This is a genomic window from Methylocystis sp. H4A, from assembly GCF_015709545.1.
GTDB lineage: Bacteria > Pseudomonadota > Alphaproteobacteria > Rhizobiales > Beijerinckiaceae > Methylocystis > Methylocystis silviterrae.
The window spans coordinates 1-13,986 of sequence record NZ_JADNQY010000004.1 but is presented as its reverse complement, the minus strand read 5'-3'; the positions used below and the strand labels follow the sequence as shown (position 1 = coordinate 13,986).

General features: G+C 59.1%; 12 protein-coding genes and 3 pseudogenes. 10 read left to right on the top strand and 5 right to left on the bottom strand.

Translation table 11 applies throughout. From position 1 onward, the window contains the following. Both IYW40_RS00095 and IYW40_RS00090 read left to right on the top strand, forming a co-directional pair. Positions 1-975: cbb3-type cytochrome c oxidase subunit I (locus IYW40_RS00095; RefSeq protein ID WP_196398952.1), on the top strand; the 975-nt coding region annotated here is incomplete at its 5' end. Positions 976-987: 12 nt separating this feature from the next. Next, positions 988-1,386, top strand: a complete 399-nt coding sequence (locus tag IYW40_RS00090; protein ID WP_175095836.1) for a SirB2 family protein — start codon at positions 988-990, stop codon at positions 1,384-1,386. 41 nt (positions 1,387-1,427) lie between these two features. Here IYW40_RS00090 and IYW40_RS00085 read toward each other — a convergent pair whose 3' ends face one another. Continuing rightward, a complete protein-coding gene (locus IYW40_RS00085; protein ID WP_175095835.1) occupies positions 1,428-2,522 on the bottom strand; it encodes an NnrS family protein in 1,095 nt (364 codons plus the stop codon). Between the two features lie 1,678 nt (positions 2,523-4,200). Here IYW40_RS00085 and IYW40_RS00080 point away from each other — a divergent pair. Then, positions 4,201-5,115 carry a LysR family transcriptional regulator gene (locus IYW40_RS00080; RefSeq protein WP_232366207.1) on the top strand — a complete coding sequence of 305 codons (915 nt, stop codon included), beginning with the start codon at positions 4,201-4,203 and terminating at the stop codon, positions 5,113-5,115. A gap of 246 nt (positions 5,116-5,361) precedes the next feature. On the opposite strand, the gene amoC is transcribed toward IYW40_RS00080, so the two are convergent. Continuing rightward, positions 5,362-6,138, bottom strand: coding sequence for a bacterial ammonia monooxygenase, subunit AmoC (amoC, locus tag IYW40_RS00075; RefSeq protein WP_175095839.1), 777 nt, complete (start codon positions 6,136-6,138; stop codon positions 5,362-5,364). Between the two features lie 502 nt (positions 6,139-6,640). On the opposite strand from amoC, the pseudogene IYW40_RS00070 reads away from it, so the two are divergent. Continuing rightward, positions 6,641-7,563: pseudogene (locus IYW40_RS00070) on the top strand (IS630 family transposase); the annotation flags it as partial. Here IYW40_RS00070 and IYW40_RS00065 read toward each other — a convergent pair. Together IYW40_RS00065 and IYW40_RS00060 are read right to left on the bottom strand one after the other, a co-directional pair. Continuing rightward, a pseudogene (locus tag IYW40_RS00065) lies at positions 7,537-7,686 on the bottom strand (phage integrase N-terminal SAM-like domain-containing protein); the annotation flags it as partial. The pseudogenes IYW40_RS00070 and IYW40_RS00065 overlap by 27 nt on opposite strands. 188 nt (positions 7,687-7,874) lie before the next feature. After that, the gene (locus IYW40_RS00060) at positions 7,875-8,141 is read right to left on the bottom strand and encodes a TfoX/Sxy family DNA transformation protein (protein ID WP_175095831.1); all 267 of its coding nucleotides are present in this window, start codon (positions 8,139-8,141) and stop codon (positions 7,875-7,877) included. A gap of 84 nt (positions 8,142-8,225) precedes the next feature. Here IYW40_RS00060 and IYW40_RS00055 point away from each other — a divergent pair, with 84 nt between their 5' ends. From IYW40_RS00055 to IYW40_RS00030, 6 genes and pseudogenes are all read left to right on the top strand, one after another. Continuing rightward, positions 8,226-8,834 carry a TetR family transcriptional regulator gene (locus IYW40_RS00055; protein ID WP_175095830.1) on the top strand — a complete coding sequence of 203 codons (609 nt, stop codon included), beginning with the start codon at positions 8,226-8,228 and terminating at the stop codon, positions 8,832-8,834. Beyond that, positions 8,831-9,220: a TetR/AcrR family transcriptional regulator C-terminal domain-containing protein gene (locus IYW40_RS00050; protein WP_175095829.1), complete on the top strand. Its 390-nt coding sequence runs from the start codon at positions 8,831-8,833 to the stop codon at positions 9,218-9,220. Before IYW40_RS00055 ends, IYW40_RS00050 begins: the two co-directional genes overlap by 4 nt. Positions 9,221-9,249: 29 nt before the next feature. Continuing rightward, positions 9,250-10,410, top strand: a complete 1,161-nt coding sequence (locus tag IYW40_RS00045) for an efflux RND transporter periplasmic adaptor subunit (RefSeq protein WP_175095838.1) — start codon at positions 9,250-9,252, stop codon at positions 10,408-10,410. Beyond that, positions 10,407-11,609, top strand: coding sequence for an ABC transporter permease (locus IYW40_RS00040; protein ID WP_175095828.1), 1,203 nt, complete (start codon positions 10,407-10,409; stop codon positions 11,607-11,609). Before IYW40_RS00045 ends, IYW40_RS00040 begins: the two co-directional genes overlap by 4 nt. Position 11,610: 1 nt before the next feature. Further along, a complete protein-coding gene (locus IYW40_RS00035; protein WP_175095827.1) occupies positions 11,611-12,321 on the top strand; it encodes an ABC transporter ATP-binding protein in 711 nt (236 codons plus the stop codon). 62 nt (positions 12,322-12,383) lie between these two features. Continuing rightward, positions 12,384-12,584 (top strand): annotated as a pseudogene (locus IYW40_RS00030) (hypothetical protein); the annotation flags it as partial. A gap of 711 nt (positions 12,585-13,295) precedes the next feature. On the opposite strand, the gene IYW40_RS00025 reads toward IYW40_RS00030, so the two are convergent. After that, positions 13,296-13,986, bottom strand: a 691-nt coding sequence (locus tag IYW40_RS00025; protein ID WP_246720551.1) for a transposase, incomplete at its 5' end; no start/stop codon positions are given.

The window sequence follows — 13,986 nt, the reverse complement described above, 5'->3', positions numbered from 1 at the left end:
CGCTCCATCGTCGCTCTTTTCTTCCTCTCGACCGTTGCGATCGGCCTGTTCTACGGCGCGGGGCTGATGTGGAACGAGCATACGCATCTGTCGATGGTCGAGTATTGGCGGTGGTGGCTAGTTCACTTGTGGGTCGAAGGGTTTTTCGAGGTGTTCGCCACCGCCGTCGTCGCCTTCCTGTTCACCCGCCTTGGCCTGATCGCAGTCCAGCCGGCAACTTCGGCGGTGCTGTTCGCGACGATCGTCTTTATGGCCGGCGGCGTGATCGGCACGCTCCATCATCTCTATTTCGCCGGAACTCCGACGTCGGTGCTGGCGCTTGGCGCCAGTTTCTCCGCGCTAGAGGTCGTGCCGCTCGCCTATATCGGCTTCGAGGCCTATGAGCATTGGCGGTTCTGCGGCGCCACGCCCTGGATGCAACGCTATAAATGGCCCGTGCTGTTCTTCATGGCTGTCTCCTTCTGGAATCTGGTGGGAGCCGGTCTGTTCGGTTTCCTGATCAACCCGCCGCTCTCGCTCTATTATATGCAGGGGCTGAACCTGACCCCGCTGCACGGCCACACGGCGCTGTTCGGCGTCTATGGAATGCTCGGCATCGGCCTCGTGTTGTTCTGCCTGCGCGGCATGATGCCCGAACTCGTCTGGAACGAGAAGATCCTCAGCATCAGCTTCTGGTGCTTCAACGTCGGGCTGGCGATGATGGCGTTGTTCACGCTCCTGCCGCTCGGCACGCTGCAACTCCTTGCCGCGATCAATGAAGGTTATTGGTACGCCCGCTCTGAGCAGTTCATGCAGCAGCCGATCGTCGATCTTCTGGTATGGATGCGCGTGCCAGGCGACACCGTCTTCTCAATAGGCGCATTGGCCTTCGCCTGGTTCGTCGTCAGCCTGTGGCTCCGGCCGCGCCGCCAGCCTCATGAAGTGGAGAAGGAGGACAGGGAACTGGAGGCGGGGCCGGTGAGGCGCGTGGCGTGATCCGCCACTCGCATGGAAGCCTATTACCTCGAGATCCGCGCTGTCCACATCGCGGCGGCGCTCGTGAGCGGCGGCTTCTACCTTATGCGCGCGCTCGCTTTGAACTTGCTCGCGGCGTCATGGCCACTGTCGCTGCTCGCGCGGCTTGCCTCCTACGCGATCGACGCCGTGCTCTTCACGGCTGCCCTCATGCTGACGGCCGTCACGCGTCAATACCCGTTTGTTGACGCGTGGCTGACCATGAAGGTGGCGGTCATGCTGCCGCTCTACATTTTTCTGGGTTACTGGGCGCTTCGAGCCAAGGCGTTCAAGTTGCGGTTGGCGGCGATGGCCGGCGCGATCGCGGCTTTTCTTTTCATTTATAGCATCGCACGCACGCACAGCCCGCTTGGCGTGTTCGCGCTTGGGTGAGAAACGGCGCCAGCTTGGTCGGCCTTGCCTCGAACTCGCCTTCACGTCGTTGGGTGCAAGCGCTTCGTCGTCAACATTCCGAAATAAAGCACCACGAAGAGGCCGTACGCCAGGCTCCACATCCCGCCGGCGACCGCGAGGGCTGTGAAGTAGTGCTCGCCCGTGAAAGGCGTGCCGATGCGCAGGATGGCCGCCAATGTTATGGCGACGTAGATCGCGGCCGTCCACTGATCTGCGACAAGCGGGCGCCCGGTGTGGCCGCGCGTTGCGCGGGTCATCACCGCGAGCGTCATTGTTCCGATGGCGCCCACGGTGAGCGCATGTAGAGGCGCTGCAGGAGCGGTGACCCCCAATAGTTCGTTGCCGCCCATGAGCAGGAAGCCCAACGGAACCCAGCCATAGCCCAGATGCAGCACGAAAAGCATCGGTTCCGCCCGCGTGCTGACGCCGCGCCAGCGGATAAGACGTAGAAAGAACGCCGCGCCGGCGACAATGAGCGGAACCGCCGTAAGTCCGGCTTCGGGGAACGCGACCCAGGCGATTAGCGCGACGAGCGTCGCCGCCAGCGCGAAACGATCGAGCCCGCCGAAGGACGCTGGCTCGACTCCAGCTGGCGAATTCTTGACCAGCCAGTTGCGGGTGAAGCTCGGCGTGATGCGCCCGCCGATGAGGGCGATGAGCATAACGAGGGTGGCGACGCCGACGCGAGCCCCGATGGCGCCCGTTGCGGCAAGGTCCATCGCTTGGAGATGCGTAAGCAGATTCCCGGTGAAGAGAAGCGCGAGAGCCGCAACCATGGGCAAGTTGCGCCAGTTCCGCCCAGTGGCGATCTCGCGCGCGACAACGAAAATAAAGACCGCCGGAAAAGCGAGGTCGAGCGCCGCGGAGACAAGCGCAGGCGCGCTATTCGAAGCCAGCACGGCGATGCGGCCGAGGAGCCAGAGGGCGGCGAGGCCGGCGAGCGGGACGCCTTGCAGGGGCATCCGACCAGTCCAGTTTGGAATCGCCGTCAGCAGAAAGCCCGCGACGACTGCGCCGCCAAAACCGAAGGCCATTTCATGCGCGTGCCAGATAGAAGGCGGGAAGCGTGTTGGCAGTTCGGCCGCCGCCTCCAGATAGGCGATGGAAAGCGGCATTCGTCGCCGAGCCGCTCGCCCTTCACCGCTGGTTCATCAACGGGCTAAGTCCGATCCTGAAGGAACCTTTATTTTGATCGAACGGATGCATCGCATCCTGCTTGTCGGGAGCCTGATCACAATTCTCGGCGCCGTCGCGGGAAGTCATGGGGGATTGCAGCCTTGATCAGTGCGAGGTGCTTCGAGCGTTCCGTGACTCTTTTTTTAAGTGTCTTACTGGTCCCGCCGAAAGCGTCGAGCGCCTCGCAGAAATCTGACTGAGCCTGCGTCGAGAGGACGTTTTTCCGGTTACATGGCGGCGCCATGCATTCGTTTCTGTTGCGGTGCGATTTTTTTGTGCCGGCTGATGGCGTGCGATGGCTCGTCGACGCCTATCTTGTTGCAACTTGGAAGACACCAAGCCCCATCCGCGTGGTTGCAACGTATTTCTTGTCTGGCGCGCCCGTGGTGTTGTCCAAGGAGTCTGCGGCGTAAGCAATTGTGGCGCCGACCGCCGTCCCTGCCGCTTTCCAGCCTATGAAGATGAAGCGTCGCTACCTCGCCCCCCGACGGCGCGATCACCTGCGCCACGCCGATCATGGTGGCCGTCGAGCTAGGCGCACGTCGACTTGTCGTGCTGCCGACCAGTCACGCCTGCATGCAGGTTTGTGAGCTCGTGCTGGATCACTTGGGGAAAATCCGTCGCAAGATTGCGGATTTAAAGCGGTTCAAGCGGGCGATGGAGGAAACCGCGGCGCAGTGTAGCGGAGAGCGAACGCCCGATCAGGAAGAGGCAAGCCTTTTTGCGCGCACCGCGCCCGCACTTGCTCGATCAGATATGTCATGGTCGCGCGCTCGGGCTTCAGATAAATTTTGTGGATCGTCGCAGCGATGAGCTTCTCTCGCTTGGCGTCCAACACGAGCGTATCTTTTCGTCGCCCAAGCGCGCGCGGTTCGACCGACGATACCGTGCCCTTGGCTCGATAGGCCGTCATCAAACGGTACATCGTTGATCGGCTGACACCCAATTCCTACGCGATTTCATCGACGGCGCCGATCGAGAGTCGCTTGTCATTGTGCCGCTTCAACAGGCTCCGGATAGCTTCCTCGCGCCGACAGCCTTCTTCCCGGCGCCGAGAAGCCTCGTCATCTTCGGGAAAGTCGTCTTCGCCGCATGATGGCTTCGACTAAATTATTGATTTTCCTGAAAGCGCATTGTCAGGCCAAGATGGCTCCCGACAGTCATGGATGAGACCGAGATCGGCCTCGGACGTCAGTTCAGGCCGCTCGACATACGCGACTGTGGTTGAGTGCAAATTCCCAGCTTCGTCAATGCGCTCGAGCTTCAACGTCCATTTCATCGAGAACCCCTCCGGCAGGAATTCTTTGAATAATATTCATCTTCTCTTGATCGACCCCCAACTTCTTTCCGGTCTCAGCCAAGATGGCTCTCGACACTTGGACCCTGCATCAACTCGCCTACTGTCATTGGACCCTAGTTTTATTCGTTCCGCGGCACTCCCAATCGTTGGCCGAACCGGTTTAATGACGCCGCTGGCTGCTGGTCGGTCGCCCGCTTCTTCTCGGCCTCCGAAGGTGGACCACACCAAGGCCCCAAGCGGAAACTTGCCCCTTCACGAGCCAAAACAGAAGGCTGGGTGCTTCACTGGCGATTTGGCCGTGCGCGCGAATGAGCGAAATGCGAAACTTCGATCTCAATCTGTTGATCGCCTTCAAACATCTCCTGGAAGAACGGAGCGTGTCCCGCTCCGCCGAGAAAATGTTCATTAGTCAATCAGCGATGAGCCATGTTCTACAAAGGCTGAGGCAGCAGCTCGACGACCCCGTGCTCATCAAGACGCCGAGAGGAATGCGCCCGACGCAACGGGCCCTGGCCTTGTTCGATCCAATCTGCGCGGTGCTGAAGAGCGTTGAGAATATCGTTCAGCCGCCGGAAGAATTCTCTCCTGACTCGAGCGAGCGCCGGTTTGTAATCGCTACGAGCGACTATTTCGAATTCACGTTGCTGCACCGCCTTTGTGAGACGCTCAACAAAAACGCGGGCAATGTTGAGCTTCACATCAAACAGCTTGGTGGCGCCTCGGCGGAGGCATGCATCGAGGAAGAAGAAATCGATCTCATCATCGCCTTGAATGTCGTAAGCGATTCAACTTCCTATCTGCGGCGCGAAACACTTTTTCATGAACGATTAACGACGATGGTGAGGCGGGACCATCCGGATTTTTCGCAAACCGACATAACCCTAGATCAATTTCTATCAAGCCGCCACCTCTTGATTTCTCATCGAGAGGATGGAACCGGGCTCGTCGACGACTGGCTTGAGCAGCATGGCAAGAAGCGAAAAATATCTGTCATTCTTCCCAACTTCCTGTCCGCCCCCTCAATTATCGCTCGTACGGATCTCGTTCTAACGGCGCCACGACGCGTCGGAGAACATTTCGCGCGGCTTGCGCCGGTGAAGATGATGCCGCCCCCAATCGAATTTTCCGAGTGTGCCGCGACGATGGCTTGGCACCCGTTGAAAGATAAAGACCCAGCCCATAGTTGGCTGAGACAGCAGATCCTCGACGCGGTTAGCATGTTGGAGAATTAGAACCTCGATGATTCTGCTGATTAGCGCACACGCGTGCAGGGCTTGTTACAAGAACATTGGTCCAGCTACCGCCGAATTAAGAGTCACAAGGACCTCGTTGGTTCAGCACTGGCGCCTTTCTGCTGAAAATTGCGCCTCCCGCCAATGAAGACGGAAGGCGCCAAGTGAAGCTCAACGATTGTAGGGAGTTATTCTGCGGCGCTGCGGGCTCCTGGGAAAAAGCCCGCGCTCCGTTTGTTCAAGCGCTCAGTCTCCGACGAGGAGATCGACGCCTTCCTTGCCGATCAGGCGCTGAATGTTGATCAGCAGCTGAAGCACGACGCCGAACACGCCAAGCGCCATCCAGCCGAAGAACACGAAGCCCCAATGCAGCGGTGCAACGAACAGCTCTTCCATGAACCAGAACGTGTGGCCCCACTCATTCAGGCCGACGTTCGGGATGATCATGAACGGGCCAACCGCCACGATCAGATACGCAAGGGAGTAGCCCTTCGCAAAATACGGAAGACGCGTCCTCGCATAGAAGAACGCTCCGACCGCGATCACCGAGTAAATCGGGTAGCTCATGTAGAACTCGATGATGTGCGACGGCGTGAAGTCCGTGTCGCGAATCACCGTCATGTGCCAAGTGCCGTCCTGCTCGGTGAAGAACGACGCACCCCAGTAAATGGCGGCCGCGTAAACCACCAGCCACTGAATGTCCACCACGATCCGACGCAGCTCTTCCCGTGGGGTCACCTTCGAAAAGTCGCGCGTGCGCGTCTTCCAAAGAAAACCCGCAAGGCCAATGCCGGAGATCAGCTCAAGCGGAATCTCTGTCCAAAGGATCGACATCCAATATGTCTGGAACTCCGGAGCGAACGAATCAAGGCCAGCGCGCCAGCCATAAACCTGCTCGTAAATACGAACGACCAGATAGAACCCGTTCAGAACAGCCAAGCCGATCCACATGCCCTTGAGATCGACGATACTCTCCTCCGCGGCGACGCCGGCGCTACCGGCTCTTTCTGTTGTTATGCTCATGCGTAACCCTCCGATTTCCGGCAATCGCGCCGAATCCGCGAAAGTTTGTCACGATGCCGTCAGAAACTCGTATGACGTGTTGTACGACTGGTAAAATGAAACTTTTTCATTGCGCTATTCAAAAGATTCAATGGAGAGGCCAATTGTCGTTTCGCGTTTGGATCCAGTCGACATTTTGCTGGCCTTTGAAACTGGCCCTTCCCAGTAAACCTTATGCAGTTCCCGTCTCGGGGCAGCGGGGATGAATTCGTTGGGGTGCGAACCCGCGAATTGGTTCGCTTGGAGGGCCGACGGCTGACGCAAGGGTAAGGTTCGAAGGATAGCGACCAGCAGACGTTACAACTCTTCGTCCGCTTTCAAGCGAGTCAGCGCCTTTGATCAAGCCGTCTCGCGAGTCGCGTATCGCCGGCCATCGCTTCAGTTTGCGCGAGCTAGTGGATAAAATCTGACGATTGAGTCCTTGAGGGATTCCTCTCGGTTTCTGCGCGTGCGAGTCTGCGCGATGTGCACGGGAATCTCCATCACGTTGTCGTCGGTCGATCGGAAGCGGCTTCAGACCATCATTAAGGACCGGAACGCGGCTCAAAAGCATGTCTGGCGGGCCGGGATCGTTCTGCTTTCCGCCGACGGCGTCGGCACGAACGAGATCATGCGCCAGACTGGCACGTCGAAGACCTGCGTCTGGCGCTGGCAGGAGCGGTTCATGGAGGAAGGCGTTGACGGCCTTCTTCGCGACAAGACCCGCCCGTCTCGCGTTCGACCGCTCGGGCAGGACGTCGCCGAACGGATCGTCGCCTTGACGCAGCAAGAGCCGCCTTGCGAAGCGACGCATTGGATCGGCGCGATGATGGCGAAAGCCGTCGGCGTTTCCGTCAGCTCGGTTCAGCGCATCTGGCGCGCGCACGGGCTTCAGCCACACCGCCTGCGCCTGTTCAAGCTCTCCAACGATCCGGACTTCGTCGCCAAATTGCGCGATGTCGTCGGGCTCTATGTCGATCCGCCGGCGCACGCCATCGTGCTCAGCGTCGACGAGAAGAGCCAGATACAAGCGCTTGATCGCACCCAGCCCGGTCTGCCGATGAAGAAGGGCCGCGCCGGAACCCTGACGCATGACTACAAAAGGAACGGAACGACCACGCTGTTCGCCGCGCTCAACGTGCTCGACGGCAAAGTGATTGGCCGCAACATGCAGCGTCACCGCCATCAGGAATTTATCCGCTTCCTCAACGCCATCGAGGCGGAGGTTCCCGCCGGCAAGCTCGTGCATGTGATCCTCGACAATTACGCCGCTCACAAGCACCCCAAGGTGCGCCAATGGCTCCAGCGCCACGAACGCTTCACCTTCCACTTCACGCCGACATGTGCTCCTGGCTCAACGCTGTCGAAGGCTTTTTCGCCATCCTCAAGCCCCAGACGATCCGGGGAGCTGCCAAAATAGCGGCTGAACTTCGAAACGGCGTTGAGGTAGGATCGCTGGGTCGCCGGCGAGAGATTGCGGACGGTCATGTCCTCGAGCATGCGACGGCGCAGAGGGCTCATCTCGGCCATCTGGAAACCTCCTGTTTGAGAGTGGGCTGCAACACCCAAATCCTCTCAGACAGGAGGCCAATCACCAGACATCGCCGCACCCGCCGCGATCAGCGGCTTCGTTCAATCCCCTCCGAGTCAGCGTAATTGCAAAACGCTCTAGCGGTTGGGACGAGGTCCAACTGCATCGTGGATGAGGGGCCGAACGGCTACGGCCGACGGGCCGCTTTGCGCAGATCGTCCCTTACTACCGGCTCGAGGGAACGCCATTCGCAGCCGCGTAGCGCTGCCTCCATTGCATAGAGCGCCATGAGCGTGACATGCCGCCCGAAGCGGAATTTGAGCCGATGATAAGCCTCGACCGCGCTCGGCCGCAGCAGCACATCTTCGCTGCCGATACTGCCGGCGACGCAGAGGCCGGTTGTGTAACGCGGATGATTCAGCAGCGAGGCTGCACGCAACGGCAGGAGCGCCATAGGTGACCCTATTCGCGTAGTCCCCCTTGAAAAAAATCGCACCGCTGATAGATAGTAATTGATCACTATCTTTTGGAGGTGCCCATGATCTCGCGATCGGCCTACCTTTCCGCAGAGGAGCGACGTGAGGTGACGGTTGAGACCGTCATCGACTTGGCGGCGGAGCAAAATCCTACAGACATCACGACTGGCGCGATCGCCAAGCGAATGGGTGTGACCCAAGGCGCCTTGTTCAGGCACTTCCCTTCCAAGGACGCTATTCTTCAGGCCGTCATGGAATGGGTATCAGAGCGCTTGCTCGCACGGATCGACAAGGCGACTTCCGCTGCGGTCTCTCCGCTTGACGCGCTGGAGGCTGCGTTCACTGCGCATATCGAGTTCATCTCGGAGCATCCCGGCGTGCCCCGGATGCTGTTTGGAGAGCTGCAACGCGCCGAGCAGACTGTAGCCAAGCGCATGGCGCACACCTTGATCCAGCGTTATGGCGAGCGCCTCGGACGGCTCGTTGCGGAGGGCAAGGAGCGTGGCGAGTTGGCTGCCACACTGGATGACAAGGCCGCCGTCACACTCTTCATCGGTACGATCCAGGGCCTTGTCATGCAATCCCTCATCGCCGGTGACGTCAAGCGCATCCGCGCCAGCGCGCCAGGAGCGTTCGCGCTGTATCGACGCGCTGTCGAGGCGGCGAGATGACTCATCCGCATTTCTCGGCCGTCACATCTCCGCTTCGATCCCTCGAAGCTATGTTTGTGGCTGATATTGCCTATCTCGCGGATCATCCGAACATTCAACGCATGTTGCTGGGTGCGCTCGGCAGGACGAACAGTTCCGCACTCAGACTGATGATCGAGGCAGTTATCCAACGGTACGAACAGCGGCTCTCCAGCATAATCGAAGAGGCGCAGCAGTGCGGCGAAATACGAACCACGATCGACAAAAGGATCGCTGCCCGTCTGTTCATAGCGGCTATCCAACATCTGGTGTTTAGAGCGCTGATCGTCGGGGATGTCGACAGCATCCGCGAGGCGGCTCCGGATGCCTTCAAATCATATCGTGCATGCATGGAGGCAAACCAGTGAAACTGCCTTCATTGCAGCGTCGCACATTGATGCTCATAGGCGTTGGAGCCGTGACTGCCGCCTTGTTTGGCTACGTGGTGCTGCGCTCCGGGCCGCTGGCGCCGGTCGCTGTCACGACCGCCGTCGTCGAGGCCCGCTCAATCTCGCCCGCACTATTTGGCATCGGCACGGTTGAAGCTCGTTTCTCTTACAAGATCGGCCCCACCTTCGCAGGCCGCGTCGCCACGATACATGTTGATGTGGGCGATAAGGTACGAGCCGGTCAGGTTCTGGCGGAAATGGACCCAGTGGACCTTAATGCTCGCATCGCAGCGCTCGATGCGGCGATTGGCCGGGCAGAAGCATCTATAAGTACCGCGCAAGCGCAGGTGGACGATGCGCTGGCACGCAAGGATTTCGCGCTTGCTCAGGCGAAACGCTATGAAAAGCTCTGGAAGACCCGCGCCGCCAGCCAGGTCGCGGTGGAAACCAAGCGACAGGACAGCCAAGTGGCTGAGGCTGCTCTCTCGGCCGCTCGGTCGAATTTCCTTGCGTCGCAACAGGATCTCCAACGCAATCGCGCCGACCGCGACGGCCTGATCAAGCAGCGGGAAAATCTGGTTCTGTGTGCGCCGGTCGACGGGGTGATTGCAGCACGCAAGGCCGAACCGGGAACGACCATAGTTGGCGGTCAGGCAGTCATAGAAATGATCGACCCAAAGAATCTCTGGATCAATGCTCGGTTCGATCAAATTGCGGCAACAGGCCTCCGGCAGGACCTGCCTGCCTCGATTGCATTGCGTTCACGCGCCGGCAAAGGCGTACCGGGACGAATCGCGCGCGTGGAAGTCCTCGCTGACGCAGTGACGGAAGAAAATCTGGCCAAGGTGGAGTTCGACACGCTTCCCGAGCCGCGGCCTCCGATCGGAGAGTTGGCCGAAGTATCGGTCGCCCTGCCTGAGCTTGCCGTGTCGCCGGCAATCCCGAACGCTGCGATCCAGAATGTCGGCGGCAAATTGGGCGTCTGGAAAATCGAAGAGGGGAAAATCCGCTTTACGGTCGTCCAACTCGGCGCTGCAGACCTGGAAGGGGTCGTGCAGATCACAAAAGGCCTGACGGTCGGCGATCGGATTGTTGTTTACAGCGCATCCAGATTGGCCAGTACGAGCCGCATTCGTGTAGCCGACAATCCTGCGGAGCTACTCAAATGATCAGCCTCGCTGGACGCGACATTCTGCATTCATGGGGCAAGTTCGTCTTCACGGGGGTCGGGCTTGGTCTGCTCATCGGTGTAACCTTCACCATGGCTGGCGTCTATCGAGGGATGGTCGACGACGGCAAGGTGCTGCTCGACAACAGCGGCGCCGATATGTGGGTCGTCCAGCAGAACACACTCGGCCCATACGCGGAATCCTCAAGCATCAATGATGACATCTATCGCGTGATCCTCGCGATCCCCGGTGTCGAGCGGGTTGCCAACGTCACCTATCTGACGATGCAGGTTCAAAAAGGAAACTCGGACGTCCGGGCGATGGTGGTGGGCATCGCGCCGGGAGATATGGCGACACCCGGCCGGCCGCCGTTTCTTGTCGCGGGGCGGCAGATCACGCGCAGCCACTATGAGGCGGTGGCCGATGTCGCTACGGCGTTTTCCCTTGGGGACACGATCGTTATCCGACGAAACCATTATACAATTGTGGGCCTCACTCGGCGGACGGTATCGTCGGGGGGCGATCCGATGGTCTTCATCCCGCTGAAGGACGCGCAGGAAGCGCAATTCCTCAAGGACAACGACTCCATTGTCCGTCAGCGCCGGCGCACCAGCGAAAATCCGGAGTTTAACCGGCCTTGGGTGCCTGGCTTGCTGGATGCAGTGATCGCCTCGCAAAACAGCAACCCTTACGTGAACGCAGTCCTGGTCCGCGTCAAACCTGGCTATGACCCTGAGCGCATTGCAACTGACATAGCAAGGTGGAAGCGGCTGACGGTTTATACGCGACCCCAGATGGAAGAGATTCTGATTGGAAAACTCATAGCGACATCCGCCAAACAGATCGGCATGTTCCTCGCCATCCTGGCCATCGTCAGCGCCGCCATCGTCGCCTTCATCATCTACACGCTCACGATGGACAAGATACGCGAGATCGCCGTGCTGAAGCTGATCGGCACGCGCAATCGTACCATCGCGTCCATGATCCTGCAGCAGGCGGTCGTGCTCGGGCTGATCGGCTTCGTCGTCGGCAAGATCACGGCGACCTTCGCGGCACCTCTTTTCCCGAAATTCGTCCTTCTTCTTTCCGTCGACACGATGATCGGGCTCATCGCCGTCATCGTCATATGTGCGCTTGCTAGCGTAGTCGCCATCCGCATGGCGCTCAAGGTCGATCCCGCCGAGGCGATCGGAGGCTGAGATGGGCAGCGGAGGAATCCTCATCGAAAAACTCAGGAAGCGGTATGGCAGTGGCGACACCGCCGTCGATGCCTTGAAAGACGTCAATATGCAGGTTGCACCCGGCGAGGTAGTCGGCCTGATCGGCCCGTCGGGATCGGGCAAGAGTACGTTGCTCAAAGCCTTGGGAGCGGTCATCGACCCGAGCGGCGGGCGCATGACCCTCGGCGACGAGGTGATCTATGACAACGGTTGGAAAATTGCCGATCTTCGCGCGTTGCGGCGCGACAAGATCGGCTTCGTCTTTCAGGCGCCTTACCTCATCCCCTTTCTGGACGTCACCGACAATGTTGCTTTGCTGCCGATGCTGGCCGGTGTTCCCAATAATGAATCGCGCCAGCGCGCGCGTGAACTCCTGAAGGCTCTCGACGTCGAGCATCGCGCCGCCGCCATGCCATCGCAACTATCCGGCGGAGAACAACAGCGTGTCGCGATTGCGCGCGGACTGGTAAACCGGCCGCCGGTCATTCTTGCCGACGAGCCGACTGCGCCGCTTGACAGCGTGCGTGCTCTGACCGTGATCCGCATCCTCAACGACATGGCAGTCAAATTTGGAACGGCCATCATCGTCGTCACTCACGACGAGAAGATCATCCCGACCTTCAAGCGCATCTATCACATCAGGGACGGCGTGACGCATGAAGAAGCAGGCGAGGGACGCGGCTTTGACTGACAGCACGACCGAATATGATCACCGCCATCCACCTCTTGCGGCAACTGGAAATCGGAAATCCAGCCGAGCACAACAATGTGCTTGCGAGCTACGCAATCCTGCAAGCAACGGGCCGCCTGTCGGTAAAGCAGCTCGGTCTTCAGGTGGCCAAATACGAGCCGGAAGAACACTACAACGCGGTCAAGGCAACTGAAACGGTCTGCGCTCATCGGAGCGGTAGTGCGCACGGGTTCCTACACATTCTCAGCCTTAGGAGCAGATAAATGGAGAAGCCAGAACGAAATCATCGTGGAAGCATGCAAGAAAGGCGCTTCTTATTACCGATATCATTGCTCGCACTCGTCATGGCAACAGTCGCTTTGATTAACGCGAGCAAGGCGGAAGAGCCGTCCCCAGCCCATAAGATTACAGATGGACGCCCATGGAAGATGACGACAGACGGATGGGCGCGTCGGAACCCTTGTGCTTTTCCAGAACGGCACGGGCAAAATGACGGGCGGACTCATGGACCTGTCCCCGAACTGGCGGCCGACCCCGGATGGACTATGCCTTAAACCCGGGGCACTGCTTCCCGAACGATGCGTGAAACTGGTTCGATCCGGAAACGGGTATGTCGGCCTGAAAGGCGGCAGACAAGCCTTCAAATTGGAACGGTAGTGCACACCTTCCGAAATGAAAAAGGAGGAGAGGTCATGGTGTCTGTCTGGACATCAAATCTAGTAATTAAAGTACTTGCTGGAATAGCGGTCCTGTTCGGAATAGCCACGCTCGTTTCCGGAGGAAGTGCTCTTTTTGAGCTCCATGGAACAGAAAATTCGACGGCACAAATTGTGCCCTTCGTATTGTATTTCAATTTTGCCGCCGGTTTTGCGTATATCGTCACCGGCGCTGGATTGATCCTGAAACGTAGGTGGGCGCCCGTATCTGCGGTGGCAATTGCTGTCGCGACCATCATAGTCTTTCTGGGTCTAGTTTTACTGTGTCATAAAGTTTGCCGCTGGATTTTTCGTTGGCAACACGGACATCGGAACAGCCGTCGCACCAAGGCGCGCGCCAACCTCGTGCGGATGCACGCGATAGATGAGACGACGTGGCGTTCGGGTCTGATCGGCGGATCCGCGGGGTCGATAACTGTCGGATAGGCGAGGCGCTTCGAGGATTGTGGTTTTGACGCCTGAGGGGGGAATCAGACTCCTCTCGGAGACCAGGAATCCATAGGCTGCGACGCAGAGAGCCATGTGGTGGTGAAAGCCGCGCCACCCTCGTCCTTCGTAATGATCGAGGCCGAGTTCTTGTTTGAGTTCCTGATAATCCCGCTCGATCCGCCAGCGCAATTTGGCGTGTTCGACGAGCGCCGAGATGGTCGTGTCCGGCGGCAAGGTCGAAAGCCAATATTTGGTCGGCTGGCTTTCAGCTTCGGGCCATTCGACGAGAAGCCATTCTTCGGCATGAGGCGTCGAACGCCAATAGTCGCGATGGGCAGGTCGAACTCGAACAGCAGCGAAACGGGAGGCGAGATTTTCGTTCGTGCCTTCGCGCCATGCGATCTCATGCCAAGCATCTTCCGGGAGCGACATCGCCAGTTGTTTGGTCGACATGGGTTTGTTTTGCGCATCGCGTCGCAGGAGCGTCGGAGGGCGTCCTTGGCCCGTCCATGTCTTCGGC

What these genes read in the sequence shown, in the direction of transcription:
- IYW40_RS00050 (WP_175095829.1), top strand. Translation starts at nt 8,831, where the DNA reads ATGACTCATCCGCATTTCTCGGCCGTCACATCTCCGCTTCGATCCCTC.
- IYW40_RS00040 (WP_175095828.1), top strand. Translation starts at nt 10,407, where the DNA reads ATGATCAGCCTCGCTGGACGCGACATTCTGCATTCATGGGGCAAGTTC.
- IYW40_RS00080 (WP_232366207.1), top strand. Translation starts at nt 4,201, where the DNA reads ATGCGAAACTTCGATCTCAATCTGTTGATCGCCTTCAAACATCTCCTG.
- IYW40_RS00035 (WP_175095827.1), top strand. Translation starts at nt 11,611, where the DNA reads ATGGGCAGCGGAGGAATCCTCATCGAAAAACTCAGGAAGCGGTATGGC.
- IYW40_RS00085 (WP_175095835.1), bottom strand. Translation starts at nt 2,522, where the DNA reads ATGCCGCTTTCCATCGCCTATCTGGAGGCGGCGGCCGAACTGCCAACA.
- IYW40_RS00090 (WP_175095836.1), top strand. Translation starts at nt 988, where the DNA reads ATGGAAGCCTATTACCTCGAGATCCGCGCTGTCCACATCGCGGCGGCG.
- IYW40_RS00045 (WP_175095838.1), top strand. Translation starts at nt 9,250, where the DNA reads ATGCTCATAGGCGTTGGAGCCGTGACTGCCGCCTTGTTTGGCTACGTG.
- IYW40_RS00055 (WP_175095830.1), top strand. Translation starts at nt 8,226, where the DNA reads ATGATCTCGCGATCGGCCTACCTTTCCGCAGAGGAGCGACGTGAGGTG.
- IYW40_RS00060 (WP_175095831.1), bottom strand. Translation starts at nt 8,141, where the DNA reads ATGGCGCTCCTGCCGTTGCGTGCAGCCTCGCTGCTGAATCATCCGCGT.
- amoC (WP_175095839.1), bottom strand. Translation starts at nt 6,138, where the DNA reads ATGAGCATAACAACAGAAAGAGCCGGTAGCGCCGGCGTCGCCGCGGAG.